The following is a 23,843-nucleotide window of genomic DNA, read 5'->3' on the forward strand; positions in this document are numbered from 1 at the left end:
AAAGACATCATGAAGAATCACAACGAGATTGACCCCCTGGAACAATCCCAGCGTCTGGCCACGGCACTGCGCAAGGCAGAGGCGCTCGTGGAGGCCCTGCCCTGGATCCGCCGCTTTGCAGGCACCCGCATGGTCATCAAGTACGGCGGCAACGCCATGGTGGATGACCAACTGCGCCGCGCCTTCGCGGAGGACATCGTCTTTCTCCATCACGCCGGGATCCACCCTGTGGTGGTGCACGGTGGCGGGCCGCAGATCAACACCATGCTGGACCGGCTGGGCGTGGCCTCCGAGTTCCGTGGGGGTCTGCGCGTCACCACCCCGGAGGCCATGGACGTGGTCCGCATGGTGCTTACCGGCCAGGTGGGCCGGGAATTGGTGGGCCTGATTAACGAACACGGCCGTTACGCCGTGGGGCTCTCCGGCGAGGACGGGCGCCTGTTGCGCGCCGCCCGCGTGGGCACTGTTGTGGACGGCGAGCCCGTTGACCTTGGCCTGGTGGGTGAGGTGACCGGGGTGGACCCCACCGCGGTGGAGGACCTCATCGAGGCCGGCCGCATCCCCGTCATCTCCACCGTTGCACCGGAGATTGACGCCGCAGGCAAGCCGACCGGCGAGGTGCTCAACGTGAACGCGGACACCGCGGCGGCCGCACTGGCCGGCGCGCTCGGCGCCTCCAAGTTGGTGATCCTCACCGATGTGGAGGGGCTGTACGCCAACTGGCCGGACCGCTCCAGCCTCATCTCCTCGCTGGATGCGGGGGAACTGCGCCGCATGCTTCCCAGCCTGCAGTCAGGCATGATCCCCAAGATGCAGGCGTGCCTGGCGGCCCTGGATGCCGGCGTGCCGCGCGCACACATCGTGGATGGGCGCCAGCCCCACACCATGCTCCTGGAGATCTTCACCTCCGCCGGCGTGGGCACGCAGGTGGTTCCGGAGACGGAGCTTGATTCCGAGGAGGGCCCGGCATGAGCGGCGCGCACCGGCAGGAGCCTCGCGAGAATCAGGGCCAGCACACACTGCCCGACGCCGCTGTCGGCGGTGCCGCCGACACGTTCCGTCGCGAGGACCTTGCCTCGCTGACCGGGCTGCGCGGCGATGAGCTGCTGCGCCGCTACGATGCCTCGCTGTTGGGTGTCTTTGGCACGCCGCAGCGCGTGCTGGTGCGCGGGCAGGGCGCCACGGTGTGGGACGCGGACGGCAAGGCTTACCTTGATCTGCTCGGCGGCATCGCCGTCAACGTCCTGGGCCACGCCCACCCGTTCCTGACCTCGGTGGTCTCCAGCCAGCTGGCCACGCTAGGCCACGTCTCCAACTTCTTTGCCTCGCCCACGCAGATCGCGCTCGCGGAGCGGCTGCTGTCCTTGGCCCACGCGCCCTCCGGCTCCCACGTGTTCTTCGCGAACTCCGGGGCGGAGGCCAATGAGGCGGCCTTTAAACTGGCCCGGCGCAATCGCGGCACCGATCAGGCCCCGCGCACCCGCATCATCGCCCTGGAGCATGCCTTCCACGGGCGCACCGCCGGCGCGCTGTCCATGACCTGGAAGCTCGCCTACCGCGAGCCCTTTGAGCCCCTGCCCGGGGGAGTGGAATGGATTCCCGCCGGGGACGTGGAGGCGTTGCGCGCTGCGGTGGATCACACGGTTCAAGCGGTCATCGTGGAACCCATTCAGGGCGAGGCCGGGGTGCTTCCGCTCCCGGACGGATACCTGGAGGCGGTGCGAGAGGTCACCACGCAGGCCGGCGCCCTCATGATCGTGGACGAGGTCCAAACCGGCGTGGGCCGCACCGGCTCCTGGTTTGCCTCAGAGGGCGTGCTTCCGGATGCCATCACCCTGGCCAAGGGGCTGGGCGGCGGCATTCCCATTGGCGCCATGATCACCATGGGCGCCCAGGTCTCCGCCCTGCTGACCCCGGGCCAACACGGCACCACCTTTGGCGGAAACCCGGTGGCCACCGCCGCCGCCCTGGCCACCTTGCATGTGATTGAGCAGGAGGGGCTCGTGGAGCATGCCCGGGTGACCGGGCTCTGGCTCACGGAGCAGCTACGTGGAGTGGACGGCGTGCTTGGCGTCCACGGCCGCGGCCTGCTGGTGGGCATTCACGTGGAGAACGGGCTGGCGCCCCTGATAGTGCGGGCCGGACTCGAGGCGGGCTTCATCATCAACGCCACCGGACCGGACACCGTCCGGCTCGCCCCGCCGCTGATCATCACCCGGGAGCAGCTCTCCACCTTCGTGGATGCCCTCCCAGCACTCATCGCACACGCCGCTCACCCCAACGCCGGCCAGGAGGCCTGAATGTCCACCCCCGCACCCGCCACCCGCCCCGTCCGCCACTTCTTGGTGGACACGGACCTGAGCCCAGCGGAGCAGGCCAAGGTTCTTGACCTGGCCGCCGCGCTGAAGGCGGAGCGCTGGGCGCGCTCGCCGTTGGCCGGGCCGCGCACGGTCGCGATCATCTTCGACAAGACCAGCACGCGCACGCGCCTGTCCTTCTCCGCCGGGGTGGCGGACCTGGGCGGGAACCCGCTGATCATCAACCCGGGCGAGTCCCAGCTGGGGCACAAGGAGACGGTCGCGGACTCCGCCAAGGTCTTCTCCCGCATGCTCTCCGCCGTGGTGTGGCGGACCTTTGGGCAGGATCAGTTGGAGGAGCTGGCCGCGCACTCCAGCATTCCCGTCATCAATGCGCTCACGGATGATTACCACCCGTGCCAAATCCTGGCGGATCTGCAGACCGTGCGTGAGCACAAGGGCCAGCTGGCCGGGCTCACCATGACGTATTTGGGGGACGCGGCCAACAACATGGCCAACTCCTACCTGCTAGGCGGCGTGACGGCGGGCATGCACGTGCGCATCGCCGGTCCCGAGGGCTTTCTGCCGCGGGAGGATGTGGTTGCCGCGGCCCGCGAGCGCGCCGCCCAGACCGGCGGTTCGGTGCTCGTCACCACGGACGCGGCGCAGGCGCTGGCCGGCGCGGATGTGGTGGCGACGGATACCTGGGTGTCCATGGGGCAAGAGGAGGAAAAGGCGCAGCGCCAGCAGCTCTTCACCGAGTACTCCGTTGACTCCGCGGCCATGAAGCACGCCGCGGATGATGCGATTGTGCTGCATTGCCTTCCCGCCTATCGCGGTTACGAGATCTCCGCAGACGTGATTGATGGCCCGCAGTCCGTGGTCTGGGACGAGGCAGAGAACCGGCTGCACGCGCAGAAGGCGCTGCTGACCTTCCTGCTGGATGAATCCGGGCTGTCCGCGGACCTGCCCGCAGACTCAGATGCACCCGCAGAATCCTCTGCGGCGCACGCCGGCGCGGCAGATTCGGGCGCGCCGGGCGGGGCCGGCTCGCGATGAGTCTCCCCGCCTCGCCAGGGGGTTCCCGGAACATCGTGTCCGCTCCCAGCACCAAGATCGCCAGGCAGGCGCGCATCCGCGCCCTGCTAAGCACGCGGGCGGTGCGTTCCCAGGCGGAGCTGGCGGGGCTCTTGGCCGGCGAGGGCATTCAGGTCACGCAGGGCACGCTCTCGCGGGACCTGTTAGACCTGGGCGCCACGAGGGTGCGTGGTGGCGACGGCGCGCATGTGTACGCGCTGCGCGGTGACGAGGAACTGGCCGGGATCTCCCGCGAGCCGGACGCCGAGGCGCTGGACGCGCGGCTGCTGCGACTCTGCGGGGAACTCTTGGTGGCTGCGGAGGCCAGCGCCAATCTGGTGGTGCTGCACACTCCGCCAGGCGCCGCGAACTTCCTGGCGCAGTCCATCGATCACTCGGTCATTCCCGCCGTGCTTGGCACCATTGCCGGCGATGACACGGTCATGGTGATCACCCGTGCCGCGGACGGCGGCGCGGATGTCGCCGCCCGGTTCCTGGAGTGGGCCGACGGCGTGTGACCCAGTTGCGCTGGCGGGATCGCCGTGCGTTTAGCGCTCGGCGTCCGCCAGATCGTTGAGCTCGTAGGAGCCCTTGCCATCGATGCTCTCGCGGATGATGTCCGCGTGCCCCGTGTGCCTGGCCACCTCCGTGGCGATGTGGGCCAGCGCCCAGCGGGCCTCCCAGTGCGTGAGCTCCGCCGGGAACCACGGGGCCTGCGGAACCGGCACCAGCGCGCTCAGGTCCGTCGCGGCGTCGATCTGTTCCGTGGCGAGGGCAACGCAGCGATCAAAGTAGGCCAGCGTGTCCTCGAGCGACTCGGCGTTGGCCATGAGCGTCTCCATGTCGTTGTCCTCAAAACCGTCCGGGAACGTGGGGGTGTTGGGGGCGGCCGCAGCGGCCCCTGACCAAAACACGGCCACCTCGCCGGCGTGGCGCACCAACCCCGTGAGGTTCAGCGTTGAGGCCGTGGGGGTGGAGTGCGCCTGTTCGTCGCTCAGGCCCACCACGGTGGTGCGGATTTGTGCCAACTGCTGCAGGGTGTAGGTCTTGAGGACGGCGTGCTCGCCGCTGGCGTTGGGGGTCAGGAAGCCCATGGTCGTGTCCTTTGTTGGTGAGTCGGATTGTTCGTGCGTCAGCCCAGTGTGCAGGCCATAGCGGACAGATTCTGTCCGCAGTCGGGGCATGATGGTGCCATGACGGATCCGACCAGCAGGGCGCTGCAGCTCTTAGGCCTGATGCAGGCGCGCGCGGTGTGGAGCGGGCCGGAACTGGCCCAGAAACTGGGCGTGAGCACGCGAACGGTACGCCGCGACGTCGAGCGCCTGCGCAGCCTGGGGTACACCGTGGAGTCTGACGCGGGGGCGGAGGGCGGCTATTCGCTGGGACGGGGGCAGGTGCTGCCGCCGCTGCTGTTGGATGAGCGCGAGGCCACGGCCGTGACACTGGCGCTGAGCATGGCCGCGCGCGGTCAACGCGGTGTGGATCCGGAGGCCGCACTGAGCGCCCTCGGCAAGATCGACGCCGTGATGCCAGGCGCCCTGCGCTTCCGCGTCAACGGCCTGCGCGCCGCCATGGATCTGGGGGAGGCGGACGCGCCGAGTGCTGATGCGGGCGCGCTGCTGGTGTGTGCAGACGCGATTCGCCGGACCGTCCGGTTGCGCTTTGACTACCGCGATCGGCACGGTGAGGAGAGTGCGCGGGAGGTGGAGCCGCACCGGCTCACGTCAACGGCCGGCGGGTGGCGGCTCACTGCCTTTGACCTGCACCGCAATGACTGGCGCACCTTTCGCCTGGACCGTCTGGATCAGGCGGCACCCACTACGTGGCAGTTCCGGCCACGCCCAGGGCTGCAAGAGGCGCTGGAACGGGCAAAACGCCCCGCCCCGCCTGCGGCCTGGAGGCACCAGATCCGGGTGCGGATCCACGCGCCGCTCGCCGCGGTGGAGCAGGAGCTTGGCCGGCGCGCCGGGCAGCTCAGCCCAGGCTGGGGAGAGGAGACGGAACTGCTCTCCGGCGCCACCGACGCGGTGGAGTCGGCGTGGTGGCTGGCCCGGATCCCCTTCCAGTACACGGTCCTGGGCGACGACGCGGTGCTGGCCGCCACGCGCGAGCTAGCGGATCGGGTGGGCCGGGCTGGGCGGGGAGAGTCCGCTGATCTCCCCGACGCGCCACGGTGGTGAGTGCTACTCCTTCGGGAAGCGTTCGTCGCGGGCATAGTCCGCCAAACGGAGGGTGAGTGCCGCGCGCACCTGAACCGGAGCGTCGTCGCCCACCAAGACCCGCAGCCGCTCGTCCTGCGGATCCGCCACGTGGGCAAGGATCGCGCTCGCCGCCTCCGCAGGCGAGGTGCCACCGCTGGGCTCGCACTGGGGCCAGGGCACCTGCGCCGTCCCGAAGAGCTGGGTTCGCAGGGGATCGTAAGCAGAATCCGGGGAGCTGAACCGCATGCTGGAGCCGGCCCAGTCGGTATCGAGAGCACCGGGCTCAATGAGGGAGACGCGGAGGCCAAACTCCTTGACCTCCGCGGCCAGCGCCTCGCTGAACGCCTCCAGGCCCCATTTCGTGGAGTTGTAGAGACCCAGCGTCGGCATGGTGCCGACCGCCCCCACGGTGGAAATCTGCACGATGTGCCCCGCACCTTGGGCTCGCATGATCGGGATTGCCGCCTGGCTGAGCCACAGCGGGCCCAGCAGGTTTGTGTCCACGATGGCCCGGGCCTCCTCCTCCGTGGCCTCCTCGATGGCGCCAATCAGCCCGTAGCCGGCGTTGTTCACGAGGACATCGAGGCGCCCGGACTCAGCGGCGGCCCGCTGCACCGCCGCGCGTGCGGCGTTCGGATCTCGCACGTCCAGCACCTGCACCGACAGCCGTTCGTGTGGAGGCAGTGAATGCTCGCCCCGCACCGTCGCGACCACGCGGTGTCCCGCCTCCAGCGCGGCCAGCGTGAGCGCGCGGCCCAGGCCGCGGTTGGCTCCGGTGATCATCCAAGTCTGGGGTGGTCTCATGTGTGCATCGTAGCGAAGCCGGTTTCGGAGGGTGGGCGCTCATGGGGGTACTCAGAGAGACTCCCTTGCGGGCCGCCAACGCCCTACCTTTGAGGACAAGCAGGTTCCGTCGGAAGGATCACCATGGCAAGCATCGGCAGCAGGAAGGGCGCGCTTCGCCGCGGAGCCGCGGGACTAGCGGGGGTTGGGGTCGCGGCAGCGCTGTTGTCCGGGTGCGCAACGGCTCCGAAGCCGCAGGCCTCCGGCAGTCCGGGCTCGACGGCGGCGGGCTCGCCATCTGTCGGCGGCAGCTCCAGCGCTGGGAGTGTCAGCGACGTGGCGGTGGGGCTGGAGGCCCCCTGGTCCATCGCGTTCCACGGCAAAACGGCGCTGGTGAGCGCGCGGGACTCTGGCAAGATCCTTGAACTCGTGGACGGCAAGGCGCGGGAGGTCGGTTCCATCGAGGGCTCGACGGCGGCCGGCGAGGGTGGGCTGCTGGGCATCGCGGTGTTCGAGGACTCTCTCTATGCCTACTTCACGGCCGGAGAAGAGAATCGCATTGAGCGCTTTGATCTCACCGGCGAGCCCGGCAACCTGGGCCTTGGCGAGACGGAGACCATCGTGGAGGATTTGCCTGCGGCGGGCGTCCACAACGGCGGCCGCATCGCGTTTGGGCCGGACAAGATGCTGTACGTGACGGTGGGGGACGCGGGGAACAGCTCCGATGCTCAGGAGCGAGAAAGCCTCTCCGGCAAAATTCTGCGCCTGACCCCGGATGGAAAGGTTCCTCAGGACAATCCCTTTGAGGGCTCTCCGGTCTACAGCCTGGGGCATCGCAATCCCCAGGGATTGGCGTGGGCGGAGAACGGAACCATGTACGCGTCCGAGTTTGGGCAGAACACCTGGGACGAGCTCAATGTCATTAAGGCAGGCGCCAACTACGGCTGGCCGGAGGTGGAGGGCATCGCCAGCGACGAGCGCTATGAAAACCCGGTTCAGCAGTGGGCCCCGGAAGCTGCCAGCCCCAGCGGCATGGCCATAGCGGACGGGAGCATCTGGATCGCGAATCTGCGCGGCGAGCGGCTGCGACAGGTCCCGCTGACAGACGCCGGCTCCTCGAGGGAGCACCTCGTGGGTCAGTACGGGCGCCTGCGAGACGTAGCCGTGGCTCCGGACGGATCGTTGTGGGTGCTGACAAACAACACGGACGGCCGTGGCCAAGCCGGGCCGGACGATGACCGCATCCTGCGGCTGACCCCGCCGGCGTGACCGGCGCGGCCAAGGCAACGGCCGCTCCACCCAGGGGTAGTGCCCGCAGTCCTTGATCATCTCAACGCTGCCCCGGCTGAACAGGGTGGCAAGCTCGCGAACAGGCCGATTCCCGGTCAGCAGGTCATTCGCGCCGACCCGCGCGTGGCGCCGCCAACTCCGCGATGTCGACGCCACTCCTGGTGAGCCACGTCGACGGGGGAGTGATGAGCCCCAGCCGGCGTACGGGCCCGCCGAGGGCGGCGTACGCCAGCGCGGCAGGAGCAGGATGGGGTAAAAAGTTCCGTGCACCTTAGCTTGCCGGGGAGTCGGCGAGCAGCCGCGCAACCAACTGGTTCACGGCCTCATCCGTGGGGAGCCCCGTCTCAAGCGGAATAGTGAGGCGGTCCAGCATGAGGCCGTCGATCGCGTAGTGGAGCAGGGCAATCTCCGTCCGCCCGCCCGGCAGGCCCGCGCGCTCGTTGAACGCAACGTCCTCCTCGAACGCCCGCTGACGCCAAGCGCCGAGTACCGCCGCCACCGCCGGGCGTCGGGATGCCTCGAGGCGCAACTCGAAGAGCGCGATGGGCACGTGTGGATCCGTGCTGAGGCGGCCAACCAGGTCCCGCAGGTACTCGGTGAACGTCGCGCGGTCGGCTGGCTGCTGGCTACGTGCAGCCACGGTGGCCGGATCAGGTGTGAGGCGCTCCGAGATGCGGTCCACCAGCGCCGCGATCAGCTCGTCCCGCGTGGGGAAGTAGTTGGAGGCGGTGCCGCGGGGGGTGCCGGCAGCGGCGTCGACCGCTCGGTGCGTCAGTCCACGCGCCCCGCTCTCCGCGAGCACCCGGATTCCCGCGTCCGCGAGCGTGGATCGTCTGCCGTCGTTTCTAGCCATGGACCCGAGGCTACCTGAACCACGACATCTGTTGTAGTTTGAAGTACGACACCTGTTGTGATGGGAGCATCATGCGTGAACTGGTCTATTACGTCGCCGTCAGCCTTGATGGATTCATCGCCGACCCGAGCGGGGGCTTTGAAGCCTTCCCAGTGGAGGGGGACCACATGGAAGCGGTGATGGGCGAGTACGCCGACGCGCTTCCGGGGCACGTGCTGTCCGCCCTGGGAATTGACCCTCCACGCACACGTTTCGACACCGTCATCATGGGGTGGAAGACGCTGACCCCGGCGCTCGATGTCGGGATCGCTAGCCCCTACCCGCATCTGCACCAGATCGTGGCGAGCCGGCAGGCGCGCACGGTGGACCCTGCCATCTCCCTGACCCCTGACCCCTGATCCCGTCGCCACGGTGCGTGAGCTCAAGAGCCAAGACGCGCTGGACATGTGGCTCTGCGGCGGCGGGGACCTCGCTGGAGCCCTGTTGCCACAGATTGACCGGCTGGTCCTGAAGCGGAATCCGCTCGTCTTTGGCTCTGGCGTTCCGCTCTTTGGCGCCGCCCCGTTCGAGGCACGCGCGTTCACCCATACCCGGTCTCGGACCTTCGAATCCGGCGTGGTCATCGAGGAGTACGGGCGTGCCCTGGGTGCTCAGGAAGGCGACGAAGTGAGCGCCGTGTAGCTCTGCCCGTGGGGGCCCAACGAGGGCGAGCGGACTATCGTCCTTCGCGAGAAGTGTTCGGCCTTCGCTGATCGTATTTCGGCCAGACCAGCGTCTCCAACCAGGAGACCTGCTCCTCGTTAGTCGGGTCGAGCTGGTTGAGGTCCATACCGGCCCGCCACCGCTGGCCCTACCCCGTGGTGCTCGCCTCCTCTACGGTGGGGATCATGCTTGAGATACGGCCGAACTGCGAGTGCTGCAACGGGGACCTTGCCCCGGACGCGGAGGCATACATCTGCACCTTTGAATGCACCTGGTGCCCCAGCTGCGTGGGGCGCTTCCCGGAGCGCGCATGCCCCAACTGCGGCGGAGACCTGCAACGCCGCCCCACACGCCCGCTTGCCGCACTGCGCTCGTCGCCGGCGAGTAAGCACCGTGTCCTGTCCGCGGATTGCCGTGATCGATTCCCCGTTCGTGGCTGAGACTCCCCGCCTGCAGGGCATGCTGGACGTCGGGGATGGGCAGTACATGTATTGGGAGGAATGGGGTGCGGCAGATGGCGTACCGGCGTTGTACCTGCACGGTGGCCCGGGCGGCACGTTGGGAGCGAGCGGATACCGCGCGCGCTTTGACCTGACCCGAACCCGTGTCATTGGCTTTGAACAGCGCGGCTGTGGGCGTTCCACCCCGCATGCTTCTGAGCCGGAGACGTCGCTGGAGGCAAACACCACGGCGCATCTGATCCGTGACATTGAGGCTCTGCGCAGGGACCGAGGCGTACACGCATGGATCCTCAACGGGGTTTCGTGGGGGTCAACGCTGGCCCTTGCCTATGCACAAGCCCACCCACTGCGCGTGCTGTCCATGGTTCTGGTTGCCGTCACAACGACGAGCAAGCAAGAGGTGGATTGGGTGACAGAGGGGGTGGGGTCGGTTTTCCCGGAGGCATCTTCGCGGCTGCTGAACTCTGCTGACCCGGACGTTCGCGATGCCGCGTCTTGGGAGTGGGCGCTCTGGGAAGACACCCACGTGTCCATCGGGGCGGGCGGATTCTCCCGCGATCCCAGGTGGGAGAACGACGCCTATCGTCACGCGTTCGCGCGGCTCACCACGCACTATTGGGCGCACCTAGGCTTCAATTACGTCCCACTCGTCGAAAGCATGGAGACCATCAAGCATCTCCCCGGCACGCTGATTCATGGACGGCGCGACGTCTCTGGGCCCGCGCCAACGCGCGAATGCTCGCCGGGTTGACCGGTGAAACGCCGTCCTCGGCTAGCTAGATCAGCTCTAGAGCAGGTCCGCTTCGAGCCCTTTGCTTCGCAGCGCTTCCAGGGTGGCTTCGTCCACGCCAAACAGCGTCAGGGACTGTAGGTTCGGGAAATGCTGGGTATCGCTGAAGTCGGTGATGACGAAGGTGTCGTCTTCGCCGTCCCACTGCGGCGTGATGGCCATGTACACCTTGTTGCCGCCGTCTTGGTAGAGCTCCTCCACCTTGTCCGCCAACTCGCGAGGGATCGGCAGCTTGTGGAAGTGCTCCAGCACTTCAGGGATGGGCTCATAGATTCCGCCAGCGAAATCAAGCTCCCGCTCGACGTTCGCGGCCAGGAATTCCTGCAACTCAAACATGGGGGACAGCACACGCTGGTTATACATCAGCTCCTCGATGACCAGGAGCTTGAAGTTGGGATCCGCGAAGTCGATGTACTCAGAGTTCTCAGCCATGGGGGCAAATATTCCTACCCTGCCTTGAAATTACCTGGGACCGGGGCGGGGCGGGGCAGTCGCGGACGTGCCCACGGCCCCACGTCACTCCCCGCGCGGGCCAAAGAAGGGCACAGCAGGGGCGGTGAAGACGGTGCCCTGCCCGGCCTTGCTGAGCCCCACGATGCAAAACACGATGTGGAGCACGGAAAGCACCAGCCAGACCGTCAGCGGGATGCCGATGGGAAAAAACGTTTCACCGTACTCATCGTCGAGATGAAACAGCATCAAGAAATGCGCCGTGCCCAGAATGATCGTCAAGAGCAGGTAGGTCAGTCCCCAGCTGGCGGCATTGGCGCGGTTCTGCTCGCCGATGCGTGTGCTGCGGGCCTTGGTCCGGCCCAGAATGATCATGAGGGCTCCCGCAAACATCGCACTCAGGAAGGGGATCGGGAACAACGCCAGGAGACCCAGCCCCCAGGGAACCTGTCCGCTGGCGGGCCGCACCGACGGATAGCTGACCACGGCGGGAGCCTGGGGCCGCGCGGCCGGAGGCGGCGACGGTTGCCAGTATTGCGTGGCAGCTGGGGCGGGCGGCGGATGGAGCGCAACCGGTGCGTAGTACAGGTTCCTGGCCCAGGACCCCGAGCCGGTCAACTCCGCCAGGTTCTCCGCGGATTGGGTCAGCGCGTACGTGAGGAGCGAATCCACTTCGTCCTCGGACGTGTACAGCAGTCGCTCGGCCTCTTCGCGCATCTCGGGGTGCGGGTTCTGGTCATCTGAGACACCCAGTTGGTGGATCTCGGCAACTTCCAAGAGCAGGTATCGACCGCGCCGCGAGGGATCGCTCAGTATCCCGCGCGCCTCGGCGATCTGCCGCTGCGTCTCCTCGTTTGCGGGCAGCTGCGCAAAGAGCCGCTCCAGGTTGGCCACGCCCTGGTCAAAGTCGCCAAGGATCGCCACAGTCGGCGCGTTCCACGACGTGGAGGGAACCAGTCGCGGTGACCCGGTGATGAGGATCAGGTGCACCAGCGGTACGTCCCCTTTCCACTCGGACAACCCGCGGACCCTTGCCGAGGTGGCTGCCTCCCCGGGAATCTCGTCGACGACGTAGAGGTAGCTGCGATGTGCCATGCCAGCACTCTAGGGCCGCTCGAGCGCCGCCGATACCCCAGGGGGCGAGCATTTCAGGCGTCCTGCGCGGGCGACGCCGCCGCTGACGCCGGCTGAGCGGTAGGCGACCGTTTCAGGCGTCCTGCGCGGGCGACGTCGGGCCCTCTTCGCTGGGTCGTGTCCAGATCAACGCATAGCGCCAGAGCGGTAGCCGGGTCCACGTGGCCGTCGGCATGACCCGGGCCGCGCTGCGCCGGACGTCGCTGTAGCTGTGGGCTGGCGGCATGGTCGCGGCGGAGTGCTCCCAGAGCCTGCGCGTTCGAGCGAGGTGCCTGTGCTGAACGAGTCCCGCTAGGTCATACAGCCAATCGCTCGGTCGCGTTGACCTGGCTAGACCCACGATCGCGACTACGCCGCCGGGTGCGGTGAGTTCCGCGAGGCGGGCCAGCGCCACCTCGAGGTGGGGCAGGTGATGAAGGGTGGCCACCGAGGCCACCACGTCGAAAGATGCCGGCTCGAAGGGATGGGTCAGCACATCGCCTTGAACCCACTCGACTTCCACGTTCTGGCGACGGGCGGATTCGAGTACCACCGGATCGGGATCGATCCCGGTCACGGTGGGCACGATTCTTCGCAGCTCGGCCGCCAGGAGGCCGTCGCCCGTCCCCACATCGAGTGCGGTACGGGCCCCGGTGGGAACCGCATCGAGAATGCGCTGGTGGTAGTGGATGTTGTGATTCCAGCGGGCTCGGTGGTCAGTTCTTGCGCGCCAAGAGTGCCCGCTCATGGGCGGACCGCTGTGAGGCAGCGCCGGATGAGGTCGGTGTCCTGGCCCTCTGCGCCCTGGGCCTCGCCGTGCCAGCGGGCTCCGTCGGCTGATGTTGCCGCGAAAAGGGTGAAGCCGGGGCCTTGACCCCCGTGGCCCAGCACGTCGATCGGATGGCCGCTGGTCATGACGCCCAGTCCATACCCGGCGGCCGGAGACATGGGGTGAGATGCTGGCGCCCCGACAAGGCGGCCGGCCCGGAGTGCCTGGGCCACGTCCTCTCCGAGGGCGCCCTGCATCACCAGGGCCAGGCCGCGCGCCGCCTCCTGCGGGTCCGCGGCGAAGGTGCCCGGGTACACCCATCCGGGGTGGTAGGTCCTGAGCCGATCGTCTATGGCGGGGTGGTTGCAGTGGCTCCAGTCCTCCGGCGTCGCGAAGGCACGCGCCGCCATGCCCAGCGGGGTGAGGACAAGGTCTTGGAGCACGTCGAAGAACTGTGCTGTGTGGTGCTGTTCCAGCGCTTGGCGTAGCAGAAGGAAGCCGATGTTGGAGTAGAGGAAGCTGCCGGGGCTGCCCACCTCGGCGCGCTCCAGAATGGCCTGCGCCGGCCAGGGCGTCTCGCGCGCCTTGACCGCCGCCCGGTAGTCCGCCCACCCGGCGTAATCGCTCACACCGGACCGGTGGGTCAGGAGGTCGCGGCAGGTCAGCGCGGCAAGGTCGGGTCGCAGACTCGCGACATAGTCACCGACGGGCAGATCGAGATCGAGTGACCTCAGGGCTGCCACCGCCGTGAAAGTCTTGGCGATGCTGTAGATCGGAACCGTGCAACTCATGGACCTGAGTCTGCCTCAGACCTGTGACGGAGTCCTTCGCCGTCAGAAGAGAAGCCCTCCAGGAGACCCGGGCGCGGCGCGGGGGCCTGGCGCGTAGGCTCAAACGCATCCAGGCAAGGTGAAGCGCGCACAAGGAGCCGACCATGCAGAAGATCATCCCCAACATTTGGTTCAACAAGAATGCAGAGGAAGCCGGCCAGTTCTATGCCTCGGCGTTCCCCAACGCGACCTCGTCCGTGGGGGCACGCTACCCCGAGACGGATCTGCTTGACTTCCAAAAGGACTTCGCTGGGCAGGCGCTGGTGGTCAACCTCGAGATCGAGGACTACCGACTCACCTTCATCAACGCGGGTCCGGAGTTCACACCCAACCCGTCTATTTCCTTCATGCTCAACTTTGACCCGGTCCGTTTCGAGGGTGACGCGGACCGTGCCCGGGCCAGCCTTGACCAGCTCTGGGCCGCACTCGCTGAAGGCGGCAACGTGCTGATGCCATTGCAGGAGTACCCCTTCAGCGCCCACTACGGCTGGGTGCAGGACCGCTACGGCGTGAGCTGGCAGCTGATGCTGACGGACCCGGCTGGGGAGCCGCGCCCGTTTGTCATTCCCAGCATCCTCTTTGGGTCTCAGGCACAGAACCGGGCCCGCGAGGCCATCGAGTTCTACACCTCACTCTTTGAGGACTCCCGGATCGGGACCCTTGCCGACTACCCGGCGCCGACCGGCCCGGCGCAGGCAGGCGCCGTGATGTTCGCCGACTTCCAACTGGCCGGGCAGTGGTTCGCGGCCATGGATAACGGGGCCGGCGAGGGCTTTGGCTTCGATTGCGGCGTCTCCTTGGAGGTGGACTGTGCCGATCAGGCGGAGATTGACCGCTTCTGGGAGGCCATGAGCGCGGTACCGGAGGCGGAGCAGTGCGGCTGGCTGGCGGACAAGTTTGGCGTGAGCTGGCAGATCGTCCCCGCGAACATGGACGAGTTGATGCAGAGGCCGGATGCTTTCAAACACATGATGCAGATGAAAAAGCTCGTCATTGCGGACTTCTGAGTGGAGATGAGCCAGCAGCAGCCGCCCCCAGCCCAGTCGGGTTCTCTGAATGAGCTGGTCGGGGATCCTGACGCGCTCCGGGTGCGTTCCACGGTGCCCTGCGACATCCAGCGCGCCTGGGACTTTGTCACCGTGCCCGGATGGTTTGTGAACGACGGCGCACTGAGGGATCACGTGCTGACCACCCCCGAGCCGGGCCGCCACCACGTGCAGGACCCGGTACACGGTGAGTTTCTCTTTGAGGACTTGGACGTGGTGCCGCCCACCCAGTACGTCTTCCGGGGCAGCCACACCGGCGGCGAGACCCAGGCGCCGGCCACCATCGTGACCTTTAGCCTGCGCGAGCTCACACCGCCGGATCGCGGCACGGAGATCGTCATCACCGAGACCGGATTTGCGGGGCTGGGGCTGGACGCGGAGGCAAGCAGGGCAGCCGTCGACGAAAACGTGCGGGCCTGGGTGCTGGAGCTGAAACTCGCGGCCGACGCGTTGCGCTGAGTCCGGGGCGCTGAACTGAGGACGGAACACGAGACTGGCCCCCGGCCTCCCGCAAGGGGAGCCAGGGGCCAGTCTCTTGTGCGTCCGTCTCAGCGATCCATCGGGAGCGTCTTTCCGCGGAAGAACTCCGGGCGGCGAATGGCCTGGTAAATCATGACGGCCACGCCGATGAGCAGGATCGCCATCCCCAGGATGAAGACCAGCCCAAGCCCGCCGATGCTTGAACCGGAGCCGTAGCCGGGGTCCATGGAGTCAATCGCTGTCTTGATGAACATCAGCAGCAGCGTCAGGCCGCCGATCAGCGGGAAGAGGAACATCAGCACAAAGTTGCGCACGCTCTGGGTGAATTCCCGGCGGAACCACCACACACAGGCCAGGGCGGTGATGCCGTAGTAGAAGCACACCATCATGCCCAGCGCCGTCACCGTGTCCCACAGCGCGTTCTCCGAGAGCAGGCGCGTGACCACGTAGAAGACGCCCGCGGCCGCACCGGCGGCAAAGGTCGCCACGGTGGGGGACTTGAAGCGCGGCGAGATCTTGCCAAACGCGGAGGGCAGGGCCTTAAAGAAGCCCATGGAGAGCAAGGTGCGCGCCGGGCCCACCATCGTGGACTGCAAGGAGGAGGCGGAGGAGGTCAGAATCGCGATGGACATCAGGATGGCGAACGGCCCCATAATGGGCCCGGCCAGCACCGCGAAAATCGACTCTTGATTCTCTGGATTACCGAGCCCAAGCCCCTCTGTTCCGACTCCGGCAAAGGAAATCACGGACAACGCAATCACCATGTAAAGCACCAGAATGAGCAGCACCGTGATGGTGGAGCCGCGCCCAGGCGTCTTGGCCGGGTCCTTGGTCTCCTCATTCATGGTGAGGGTCACGTCCCAACCCCAGAAGATGAAGATGGACAGGGACACGCCGGCCGTGAAGGTCGTCAGATCCGCCACGCCGAAGGGGTTAAACCACTCCAGACTCGGCGCCGTCGCGTCAAAGGCGGTGCCATTGCCAAAGTGCACAAAGCCGGCAATGGAGAACCACACCAACACAATGATCTGGAACGCCACCAGCACGTACTGGAACACCATGGTGGTCTGCACACCGCGGTAAGAAATCCACACCGCTGCGGCCAGGAAGGCCATGGTGACGGGGATGTTGACCCACAGATTGGTGGTGAGCTCCGCGATGGAGGGGTCTCCCACGATCTGGCTGATCATGATGAACAGGAAGTCCGTGGCCACGGCGGCCAGGTTGGAGAGCACAATCACCGTGGCGGCAATCAGCCCCCAGCCACCCATCCATCCCAGCCAGGGACCAAACGCGCGCGTTGACCACGTAAAGGTGGTGCCGGCGTCGGGCATGCGGTTATTCAGCTCGCGATACCCCAGCGCCACCAGCAGCATCGGCACAAAGCCGGCCAGGAAGATGGCAGGAAGATGCGTGCCCACCTCAGCGGCCGTGGGGCCAAGGGCGGCCGTGAGGGTGTACGCCGGGGCAATCGTGGAGATGCCGATGACCACCAGGCCCACGGTTCCCACGGCGCCCTTGGCCAGGCCCTTGCTTGGTTCATCAGAGATGCGGGGCTCGGCGGCGGTGCCGCCTTCGCTGTTCTCACTCATGCCTGGCCTCCGGCCGTTGGGCGGCCGCTGCCGCTATCGGAACCGGCGCCGGTGCGGGGCTCGGGGTCGGTTTCACTGCCCGACGACGCGTGCGGCACCGTGCGCGGGGCGCGGGGCACCACCACGACGGGCACCGGTGTTGCACGCAGCACCTTGTGCGCCGTGGAACCCAAGAAAAGGGTGCGCCCGCCCAGGCGGGAGGAGCCCAGCATGGCGATCTCGTGCTTGCGCCATTCGATCCCGGCGATGGCCTCATCCAGGCTGCGACCCGGGGCCACCACGACCTCGGAGGAGAGCGTGGCGCGGCCGGCAATGTCCTCTATCAGCTCGCGCGCCTCGGCAATCTGGGCGGCGTCCTGGCCGCGGGCCTGATCCAGCTCCAGGAGCGAGACGATGCGCAGGGGCAGGTGGTGATACTGAGCCGTCACGGCGGCAACATGCGCCACCGCGTCCGCCCCAGCCTTGGTGCCCACAAAGGCCGTGACCCGGGACGGGCCAGGGGCCGTGGGCTCCTCCGGCGTGGAGTTGGCCACGGCCAGCATCACGGGCACGGGGGAGGAGTGCATCAGGGCGTTGGCCACCGAGCCCAACGAACCACCCAGTCCGTGAGAGCGCGGCGCCACCACGATCATCCGCGCGTCCACCTCGTCTGCGGCGGCAAGGATGCCCTCCGCCTCGGAATCCGCTGCCCGGATGAGCACGCGGCCGGTGACCCCGGCGGGGATCGTGGCCAGAGCGTCGTCGGCCCACTGGCGCAGGGTGGTGTCAAGGATCTGCTCAAAGCCCTGCGGATCGGCGCCGGGCCCGGCCACGGTGAAGGGCGACTCGTGCCGCACCACCATGACCAGGTCCAGCTCCACCGGGTCCGCAGAATCACGCGTGGAGTAGGCCAGGTTGCTGGCCAGGTCTAGCGCCAGTTTGCCTCCGCGATCGGCGGTGTAGCCGACGACGTACTTCATCGAGCCAGAGCGCCGAAGGCGGACTCCGCGCCGTCAAAGCTGGCGTCGTACTCGGTGCCCTCAAACTCGGCGACAATGCGGGCCGCGGTGCGCCGGCCCATGCGCACGGCGCCGTCCACGTGCTGGTAGCCCTCGCCGGCCAGATCTGAGGAGGCGAAGTAAATGGGACCAACCGCGTCGTTCTGCGTGGGGCCAAAGCGGTGCAGGCCGCCCAGGTCATAGCTGGTGGCGTAGGCGCCGCGAGTCCACTCCTCTGCGCCAAAGTCGGAGAGGTAGAAGACCTCGGGGCTCAGCGTCTCCTCGCCAAGGAACCCGGCCATGGACTCGAGGATGGCCGCCTTGCGCTCGTCCTCACCCAGGGCCCACATCTGGTCCGCCTTCTCGTCAGAGATGAAGCCAACCAGGGTGCCGCGGGGGTCATTAAGGAAGGTGTTGTCGTAGACCTCCTGCACCAGGGAGCTGGGGGAGAAGCCGGTGCCGGAGAGGCCCTTTTCGCGCCAGAACGGCGTGGCGTACACGGCGTGCACCTTGATGACCAGGCCCATGGACTGGTGCTGGTGGGTGATCTGCTGCCAGCGGGGCAGCGGCGGCTCAAAGGTGGGGCGGGAGTACAAGTTCGGCGGAATCGCCAGGATGACGCGCTTGGCGCTCACGGACACGTCCTTGCCGTGGGCCACCACGCCGTCCTTGCTCCACTCCAGGCGCAGCATGGGGTTCTCCAGGTAGATGTTCTCGGTGCCGACTCGCTCCGCCACGGCAAGGGAGACGCCCTGCATGGTGGTGGAGATGCGGCGGTCAAGAATGAAGTCCTCATCCACCAGGTTGGAGAAGGAACCGGCGGAGGCTGCCATCAGCAGGGCCTGCAGCGCGGAGAAGGTCTTGGCGGGCTTGGTCAGCATGCCGCCGGCAATGAACAGGCCAACGCACTCCACGGCCACGGCGTCCGTGGTCTTGGACTCAAGCCAGTGGTGGAAGGAGATGGTGTCCAGTTCCTTGGCGTCCGGGTGAGTCCACGGGGTATCCGGGTTCACCTCAGCGGCCAGCTGGTCCATGAGGGCAATGAGCTTGTTGATCTCGCCAACGGTGGCCTCGCCGACCGGGAAGTCCTCTCCCGTGTACACGGTGCGCTTGCCGTCGTGATCAATGAAGACGGAGGCACCCTCCTTGTAACGGGGGTAGGTCTCGATCTCGAGTTCGTTGATGAGCGAGTACAGGCCGGTCTGGTCCGGGCTGATCCACTGGCCGCCAATCTCGATGGTGGCGCCGCCAATCTGATCCGTCCAGGTGCGCCCACCCACGCGGTCGCGAGCCTCGAGGATCGCCACGGACTTGCCGGCCTTCTTCAGCTCAAGAGCTGCGGTCAAACCGGCGGGGCCGGCTCCAACGATCACGACGTCGCGTTCGATCTTCTGCATGGTGTCCTCCGGGTGGGCTGCGTTGCGTACAACATCAAAATGAATGCCGTTCACTTTCAGGGTAACCTAGAGACGCGTCTCACACCATCCCACGGCCTGAAGATCGCAAGAAATCAGGCAAGCTCTCCCTTGTGGCACGCGCCATTAAGTGAATATGATTCAGAACGTCCGCGGTAGACGCCGCACACCTATGAGGAGGCACCCGTGCCACAGCCACAGAGCACCCCGAGCACGCAGGCGGCCAGCAGCCGCCGCTCGGGCCGCCCCGCTGGCTCCATCCTCAGCCGTGAGGTCATTGGGCACGCCGCCTTGGAGCTGATTGACCAGCACGGTTTTGAGGCCATGACCATGAAGGCCCTGGCGACGGATCTGGGCGTCGCGGCGTCCGCTCTGTACAACCACGTGGAGAACAAGGCGGAGCTGTGGATCCCGATCCAGGAACAGCTCATGGGTGAGGTTGATTCCAGCGCCTTCCAGCGCCTGCCGCTGCAGCGAGCCATGGCCGCGTGGGCGCGCAGCTACCGGGATGTCTTTGCCGCGCACCCCCACGTGATCGCTGGCATTGCCCGCCTGCCCGTGGCCGGCTCGCCGCAGACCCTGGCCCACTACGAGGCGGTCGCCACGGCGCTGGCCCAGGCCGGCCTCCCACAGACTCGCATCGTGTCCGTGATTGTGGCCTTTGAGTCCTTCATCTTTGGTTCCGCGCTGGATGTGACCGCGCCGGATGACATCTTTGATTCTGGGGACGGCCAGCAGGGCCACCCCGTTTTTGCCGGTGCCGTTGCCGCGCGCGCCGCGCTTCCCGCCCACCCCGCCGATGACGCCTTTGATCTGGGACTGGATGCCCTGCTTGGCGTCCTTCCCGCCCGAAGCTAGGAGAGACATGAACACCTGGAACATGCCCTCGGAGACCGCCCCGCAGGAACGCGTGTGGATGTCCTTCCCCCGCCCTGGCGTCACGCTGGGGGAGACGGACACGGACCGCGCCGCTGGCTTCGCCACGTGGTCAGCCGTCGCCGCTGCCGTGGCCGACTTTGAGCCGGTCACCATGCTGGTTGACCCGGTGGCAGCGGACGCGGCCGCCCAGCACCTGCGCGCGGACATCGCCACCGTGCCAGCTCCGGTGGGCGAGTTCTGGATGCGAGACACCGGCCCCACCTTTGTGCTGGGCCAGGACGGCCGCCTGGGTGCCGTGGACTGGGTCTTTAACGGCTGGGGGGATCACGATTGGGCCAACTGGCTCCCGGACCGCCCCACGGCCCGCACGGTCGCTGAGATGGCCGGCGCCGAGGTCGTCAGCTCCGCTCTGGTCAATGAGGGCGGCGGCATCCACGTGGACGGCGAGGGCACGGTGCTGCTGACCCGCACCGTCCAGTTGGATCCGCGCCGCAACCCGGAGGCCACCCAAGGCACGGTGGAGGTGGAGATGGCGCGCACCCTGGGCGCCACGACCCCCATTTGGCTCCCGCGCGGCCTGCACCGGGACATGGATTCCCTTGGCACCAGCGGCCACGTGGACATCGTCGCCACCATCGCGTCCCCGGGCGTGTTGTTGCTGCACTCCCAGGAGGACCCCTCCCACCCGGACCACGCCATCATGGCGCACATCCGTGAGGTCCTGGAGGCGGCCACGGACGCACGCGGGCGCCACTTCGAGATCCTTGACCTGCCCGCACCCGCCACCCTGCAGGACGGCGAGGGCTGGGTGGATTACAGCTACGTGAATCACCTGGTCGTCAACGGCGGCGTGATCGCCTGCGGTTACGGCGAGGACCGAGCGGACGCTCGGGCCCGCGAGATCCTGGCCGCCGCCTACCCCGGCCGCAAGGTCGTTACCGTGGACGCACGCGAGCTCTTTGCCCGCGGAGGCGGCATCCACTGCATCACCCAGCACCAGCCCGTCTCCGGGCCGGCGGCGCTGGCTTCCCTGAACGGTCAGGGCGCCGCCAGCGCCGCCGCCCAGACCTCGCACACCACACAGGGCGGGGTCCGGTGAGCGCGTTCGACGGCGTGCTGGAGGCCTCTGTCGCTCAGCTGCGCGCCGCGCTGGATGCGGGTCGGGTCAGCTCGGTGCGCCTGGTGGCCGCCTACCTTGAGCGCTTGGGCGCCTATGACCGCCACGGGCAGGTCCTGAACTCCGTTCCGGTCCTGAACCCCGCGGCGTTCCGTGAGGCCCGCGAGGCCGATCGGCGTCGGGCAGTGGGTGTGGTTCGCTCCCCGCTGGACGGGATCCCGTTCACAGCCAAGGACAGCTACAAGGTCTTTGGCCTTCCCGTCTCTGCCGGTTCCCCGGCCTTTGAGGAACTGATCGCGGGGGAGGACGCCTTCTCCATCTCGCGCCTGCGAGAGGCCGGGGCCATCTGCCTCGGCCTGAGCACCATGCCGCCCATGGCCAACGGCGGAATGCAGCGCGGTTTGCACGGGCGCGCGGAGTCCCCGTACAACGCCGCGTACTTGACCAGCGCGTGGGCCTCCGGCTCCTCCAACGGCTCCGGCACCGCGACCGCCGCCTCCTTTGGGGCCTTTGGCCTGGGGGAGGAGACCTGGTCCTCCGGCCGTGCCCCGGCCAACAACAACTCACTCTGCGCCTACACGCCCAGCTGGGGAGTCATCTCCATGCGCGGCAACTGGCCGCTGGTGCCCACCATGGACGTGGTGGTGCCGCACGCACGCTCCATGGAGGACCTGCTGCTGGTGCTGGATCAGATGGTGGCAGATGATCCGCAGACCCGCGGCGACTTTTGGCGCGTGCAGCAGGCCGTGGCGATTCCCGCCTCCTCGGAGCTGCGCCCGGCCTCCTACACCGGCCTGCTGCCCGGCGCCGCGGCGTCGCTGAGCGGGCTGCGCCTTGGCGTGCCCCGCATCTACAAAAACGTGGACGGCACGGACGGCAAGGCCGCGGTGCAGACCCGGCCAAGCGTCGTCGGGCTGCTGGACGCCGCGATCGCCGACCTCACCGCGGCAGGCGCCACGGTGGTGGACTGCGACCTGCCCGCGCTCACCGCGTATGAGGGCACGCACGCGTTCCTTGGTGAGGGCGGCGGCTTCCAGGGCGGGCTGGAGGACCTGGGCTACCAGCCGGAGGGCTACCTTCGCACCGAGCTCATTGACCTGGCGGCCTGGGCGCTGGAGGACTTCCTGCGCGCCAACGCTGACATGCCCGGCGCCCGCGGGCCCAAGACCCTGCTGGAGGTGGACCCGGACAAGGTCTTCCCCACCCCGATCGGACAGATCGAGGACGAGTTTGGCGAGGACTTTGGCATGGGGGACTACGTCCGCTTTGTGCAGGAGCGCGGCGTGCACGGCCCCGCCGAGTTGCCCGGGCTGGATGAGGGGCTGCGCGGCCTGGACCGCGCTCGCCGTGAGCTCTTTGACGAGTGGCTGGACGCGGAGGGCCTTGATGCCATCATCCTGCCCACCAGCGCTGACATTGCGCCGGCGGACGCGGACCAGGACCCGGCCGGGCACGAGTTGGCCTGGCGCGATGGCACCTGGGTCGCCAACGGCAATCTGCTGTGGCGTCACCTGGGCATTCCGACTGTGACGGTTCCGATGGGGCTGGCGGCGGATATCGGGATGCCCTTTGGCCTGACCTGGGCCGGGCGGGGCTGGGATGACGCGCGCCTGCTTGGCTGGGCGGCCGGCTTTGAGGCCACCGGCGCCAGGCGCCAGGTGCCCGCCGGGGTGCCGGAGCTGGGCCACTTTGTTGGCGGGACTGGGGCAGGCACTGAGCCCGGCACTGAGGGCGGCGGCGCCGCTGGCGGGACCGCCTGGGAGTTGGGCTGCACGGCGACGGCGGAAGCGCTCGACGCCGCGTGGAACCGTGTTGTTCTCAGGCTTCAGCCTGTGCGAGTCGCCGGGACGCCGGCCGCTGAGGCGGCCGCTGAGGCGGCCGCTGAGGCGGTCGCTGCGGCGGCGGGCGGGGCGTCGGTGCGTGCTGCCACCGTCTCGGTGGACGGCGTGTTGGCCACCCAGCAGTCAGAAGGGAGTTTCGCGGCCCTGGTGCCAGCAAGCCAGCGCTTCCACAGCCAGTGGCGCGCCCGCTATGGCCACCTCGTGGTGGCCGTAGCGGCGCTCGAACTGGAGGATGGCAGCACGGTGGAGCTGGGCACCAGCCGGACCCTGGGCGGCTGCTAGCCGTTCTGGGGCTGGAGGATCTCCAGCATGCCCTCCTGGCCAAACGCCTTGGCGGTCGCCACCGCGTTCTGCACGCCGGCCTCCGGATCGGCGCCGGCGGCCAGGAGGGTGCGCACCAGGGACTCATCCCCGCGGAACACAGCGCAGGTCAGGGGCGACTGGCCGCGCTGATTCTGGGCGTTGACGTCAGCGCCGACCGTCAAGAGGGACTCCACCAGGGCGGACTGGCCGGAGTAAGCGGCCAGGATCAGGAAGGTATCTCCCTTGTGATCCGCCAGATTCGCGGGGATGCCCTGCCCAATGAATTCGATCAGGCGGGCGTCACCGTGGCGGGCCAGGTCAAAGAGCTGGTTCAAAAACGCCACCTGATCATCCGTCAGCTCCGGGCCATCCTGGCTCCCGCCCACCTGGGCCGGGGCCGTGATCGCGCGTTCGTACTCGTCATGATGCGGCGTGGAAGTCATGGTCCCAGCCTAACGAGTTGGCCGACCGTTCTTCCCCCAGCCCCCACCCCAGCCCCGACCCCACAGCCGGCCCCCCACAGCCAGCCCGCCTGCGGGACAGCGGGCCCGGTGCCCAGAGCGCCCGTCACGAGGTC

General features: G+C 67.8%; 27 protein-coding genes. 15 read left to right on the forward strand and 12 right to left on the reverse strand.

What is annotated here, in order from left to right:
- Positions 1 to 9: 9 nt before the first annotated feature.
- Genes argB through DWQ67_RS07085 form a run of 4 tightly spaced genes read left to right on the forward strand, consistent with a single transcriptional unit; the run spans position 10 to position 3,892 of the window.
- On the forward strand, positions 10 to 972 hold the full coding sequence (argB, locus tag DWQ67_RS07070; RefSeq protein WP_121484869.1) for an acetylglutamate kinase: 963 nt from the start codon (positions 10 to 12) through the stop codon (positions 970 to 972).
- Positions 969 to 2,300, forward strand: a complete 1,332-nt coding sequence (locus tag DWQ67_RS07075; protein ID WP_121484870.1) for an acetylornithine transaminase — start codon at positions 969 to 971, stop codon at positions 2,298 to 2,300. Before argB ends, DWQ67_RS07075 begins: the two co-directional genes overlap by 4 nt.
- Positions 2,301 to 3,356, forward strand: coding sequence for an ornithine carbamoyltransferase (argF, locus tag DWQ67_RS07080; protein ID WP_121484871.1), 1,056 nt, complete (start codon positions 2,301 to 2,303; stop codon positions 3,354 to 3,356). It abuts the gene before it with no gap.
- Positions 3,353 to 3,892: an arginine repressor gene (locus tag DWQ67_RS07085; protein WP_121484872.1), complete on the forward strand. Its 540-nt coding sequence runs from the start codon at positions 3,353 to 3,355 to the stop codon at positions 3,890 to 3,892. The genes argF and DWQ67_RS07085 overlap by 4 nt, the downstream gene beginning before the upstream one ends.
- Before the next feature lie 30 nt (positions 3,893 to 3,922).
- On the opposite strand, the gene DWQ67_RS07090 is transcribed toward DWQ67_RS07085, so the two are convergent.
- Complete coding sequence (locus DWQ67_RS07090) at positions 3,923 to 4,468, reverse strand: DinB family protein (protein ID WP_121484873.1); 546 nt, start codon at positions 4,466 to 4,468, stop codon at positions 3,923 to 3,925.
- Positions 4,469 to 4,567: 99 nt separating this feature from the next.
- Between DWQ67_RS07090 and DWQ67_RS07095 the strand changes: the two genes are divergently transcribed.
- Complete coding sequence (locus DWQ67_RS07095; RefSeq protein WP_121484874.1) at positions 4,568 to 5,554, forward strand: helix-turn-helix transcriptional regulator; 987 nt, start codon at positions 4,568 to 4,570, stop codon at positions 5,552 to 5,554.
- Positions 5,555 to 5,557: 3 nt separating this feature from the next.
- Here DWQ67_RS07095 and DWQ67_RS07100 read toward each other — a convergent pair whose 3' ends face one another.
- Positions 5,558 to 6,379, reverse strand: coding sequence for an SDR family NAD(P)-dependent oxidoreductase (locus DWQ67_RS07100; protein ID WP_233555955.1), 822 nt, complete (start codon positions 6,377 to 6,379; stop codon positions 5,558 to 5,560).
- Between the two features lie 315 nt (positions 6,380 to 6,694).
- Between DWQ67_RS07100 and DWQ67_RS07105 the strand changes: the two genes are divergently transcribed.
- Entirely contained in the window at positions 6,695 to 7,627 is a 933-nt protein-coding gene (locus DWQ67_RS07105; RefSeq protein ID WP_325049618.1) for a PQQ-dependent sugar dehydrogenase, read from the forward strand.
- Between the two features lie 292 nt (positions 7,628 to 7,919).
- Here the strand turns inward: DWQ67_RS07105 and DWQ67_RS07110 are convergent, their stop codons facing one another.
- Positions 7,920 to 8,501, reverse strand: a complete 582-nt coding sequence (locus DWQ67_RS07110) for a TetR/AcrR family transcriptional regulator (RefSeq protein ID WP_121484877.1) — start codon at positions 8,499 to 8,501, stop codon at positions 7,920 to 7,922.
- Positions 8,502 to 8,572: 71 nt separating this feature from the next.
- Here DWQ67_RS07110 and DWQ67_RS14015 point away from each other — a divergent pair, with 71 nt between their 5' ends.
- Together DWQ67_RS14015 and DWQ67_RS14020 are read left to right on the forward strand one after the other, a co-directional pair.
- Entirely contained in the window at positions 8,573 to 8,899 is a 327-nt protein-coding gene (locus DWQ67_RS14015) for a dihydrofolate reductase family protein (protein WP_233555956.1), read from the forward strand.
- A gap of 13 nt (positions 8,900 to 8,912) precedes the next feature.
- Positions 8,913 to 9,182 (forward strand): dihydrofolate reductase family protein, encoded by a 270-nt coding sequence (locus tag DWQ67_RS14020; RefSeq protein ID WP_233555957.1) that lies wholly within the window; start codon positions 8,913 to 8,915, stop codon positions 9,180 to 9,182.
- Between the two features lie 34 nt (positions 9,183 to 9,216).
- Here DWQ67_RS14020 and DWQ67_RS07120 read toward each other — a convergent pair whose 3' ends face one another.
- Entirely contained in the window at positions 9,217 to 9,330 is a 114-nt protein-coding gene (locus DWQ67_RS07120; protein ID WP_121484878.1) for a DUF2332 family protein, read from the reverse strand.
- 58 nt (positions 9,331 to 9,388) lie between these two features.
- Between DWQ67_RS07120 and DWQ67_RS07125 the strand changes: the two genes are divergently transcribed.
- Complete coding sequence (locus tag DWQ67_RS07125; protein WP_121484940.1) at positions 9,389 to 9,643, forward strand: DUF1272 domain-containing protein; 255 nt, start codon at positions 9,389 to 9,391, stop codon at positions 9,641 to 9,643.
- A complete protein-coding gene (locus DWQ67_RS07130) occupies positions 9,636 to 10,415 on the forward strand; it encodes an alpha/beta fold hydrolase (protein ID WP_233555958.1) in 780 nt (259 codons plus the stop codon). The genes DWQ67_RS07125 and DWQ67_RS07130 overlap by 8 nt, the downstream gene beginning before the upstream one ends.
- Positions 10,416 to 10,451: 36 nt before the next feature.
- On the opposite strand, the gene DWQ67_RS07135 is transcribed toward DWQ67_RS07130, so the two are convergent.
- The 4 genes from DWQ67_RS07135 to DWQ67_RS07150 all read right to left on the reverse strand — a co-directional run bounded on the left by DWQ67_RS07135 (position 10,452) and on the right by DWQ67_RS07150 (position 13,577).
- The gene (locus DWQ67_RS07135; protein ID WP_121484879.1) at positions 10,452 to 10,886 is read right to left on the reverse strand and encodes a DUF6892 domain-containing protein; all 435 of its coding nucleotides are present in this window, start codon (positions 10,884 to 10,886) and stop codon (positions 10,452 to 10,454) included.
- An 84-nt stretch (positions 10,887 to 10,970) separates the two neighbouring features.
- Entirely contained in the window at positions 10,971 to 11,999 is a 1,029-nt protein-coding gene (locus DWQ67_RS07140) for a DUF7822 domain-containing protein (protein ID WP_121484880.1), read from the reverse strand.
- A gap of 112 nt (positions 12,000 to 12,111) precedes the next feature.
- Positions 12,112 to 12,765, reverse strand: a complete 654-nt coding sequence (locus DWQ67_RS07145; RefSeq protein WP_121484881.1) for a class I SAM-dependent methyltransferase — start codon at positions 12,763 to 12,765, stop codon at positions 12,112 to 12,114.
- The gene (locus DWQ67_RS07150; protein ID WP_121484882.1) at positions 12,762 to 13,577 is read right to left on the reverse strand and encodes a serine hydrolase domain-containing protein; all 816 of its coding nucleotides are present in this window, start codon (positions 13,575 to 13,577) and stop codon (positions 12,762 to 12,764) included. The genes DWQ67_RS07145 and DWQ67_RS07150 overlap by 4 nt, the downstream gene beginning before the upstream one ends.
- 143 nt (positions 13,578 to 13,720) lie before the next feature.
- Between DWQ67_RS07150 and DWQ67_RS07155 the strand changes: the two genes are divergently transcribed.
- A complete protein-coding gene (locus tag DWQ67_RS07155) occupies positions 13,721 to 14,623 on the forward strand; it encodes a VOC family protein (RefSeq protein ID WP_121484883.1) in 903 nt (300 codons plus the stop codon).
- Positions 14,624 to 14,629: 6 nt separating this feature from the next.
- The gene (locus tag DWQ67_RS07160; protein WP_147433644.1) at positions 14,630 to 15,121 is read left to right on the forward strand and encodes an SRPBCC family protein; all 492 of its coding nucleotides are present in this window, start codon (positions 14,630 to 14,632) and stop codon (positions 15,119 to 15,121) included.
- 89 nt (positions 15,122 to 15,210) lie between these two features.
- On the opposite strand, the gene DWQ67_RS07165 is transcribed toward DWQ67_RS07160, so the two are convergent.
- The 3 genes from DWQ67_RS07165 to DWQ67_RS07175 are packed head-to-tail and all read right to left on the reverse strand — an operon-like array spanning position 15,211 to position 19,108.
- The gene (locus tag DWQ67_RS07165; protein ID WP_121484885.1) at positions 15,211 to 16,734 is read right to left on the reverse strand and encodes an APC family permease; all 1,524 of its coding nucleotides are present in this window, start codon (positions 16,732 to 16,734) and stop codon (positions 15,211 to 15,213) included.
- A complete protein-coding gene (locus tag DWQ67_RS07170) occupies positions 16,731 to 17,693 on the reverse strand; it encodes a universal stress protein (protein WP_121484886.1) in 963 nt (320 codons plus the stop codon). The genes DWQ67_RS07165 and DWQ67_RS07170 overlap by 4 nt, the downstream gene beginning before the upstream one ends.
- On the reverse strand, positions 17,690 to 19,108 hold the full coding sequence (locus DWQ67_RS07175; RefSeq protein WP_121484942.1) for a flavin monoamine oxidase family protein: 1,419 nt from the start codon (positions 19,106 to 19,108) through the stop codon (positions 17,690 to 17,692). The genes DWQ67_RS07170 and DWQ67_RS07175 overlap by 4 nt, the downstream gene beginning before the upstream one ends.
- Positions 19,109 to 19,312: 204 nt before the next feature.
- On the opposite strand from DWQ67_RS07175, the gene DWQ67_RS07180 reads away from it, so the two are divergent.
- From DWQ67_RS07180 to DWQ67_RS07190, 3 genes are read left to right on the forward strand one after another with little or no spacing between them, the layout of a single operon-like run.
- On the forward strand, positions 19,313 to 19,984 hold the full coding sequence (locus tag DWQ67_RS07180; protein ID WP_121484887.1) for a TetR/AcrR family transcriptional regulator: 672 nt from the start codon (positions 19,313 to 19,315) through the stop codon (positions 19,982 to 19,984).
- Positions 19,985 to 19,991: 7 nt separating this feature from the next.
- The gene (locus tag DWQ67_RS07185) at positions 19,992 to 21,104 is read left to right on the forward strand and encodes an agmatine deiminase family protein (RefSeq protein ID WP_233555959.1); all 1,113 of its coding nucleotides are present in this window, start codon (positions 19,992 to 19,994) and stop codon (positions 21,102 to 21,104) included.
- Positions 21,101 to 23,245 (forward strand): amidase, encoded by a 2,145-nt coding sequence (locus DWQ67_RS07190; RefSeq protein WP_121484888.1) that lies wholly within the window; start codon positions 21,101 to 21,103, stop codon positions 23,243 to 23,245. Before DWQ67_RS07185 ends, DWQ67_RS07190 begins: the two co-directional genes overlap by 4 nt.
- Here DWQ67_RS07190 and DWQ67_RS07195 read toward each other — a convergent pair.
- Positions 23,242 to 23,709 carry an ankyrin repeat domain-containing protein gene (locus DWQ67_RS07195; protein WP_121484889.1) on the reverse strand — a complete coding sequence of 156 codons (468 nt, stop codon included), beginning with the start codon at positions 23,707 to 23,709 and terminating at the stop codon, positions 23,242 to 23,244. The two genes, DWQ67_RS07190 and DWQ67_RS07195, sit on opposite strands and share 4 nt — an antisense overlap.
- Positions 23,710 to 23,843 lie beyond the last annotated feature (134 nt).

It is taken from the genome of Galactobacter caseinivorans, from assembly GCF_003640665.1.
GTDB classification, from domain to species: domain Bacteria; phylum Actinomycetota; class Actinomycetes; order Actinomycetales; family Micrococcaceae; genus Galactobacter; species Galactobacter caseinivorans.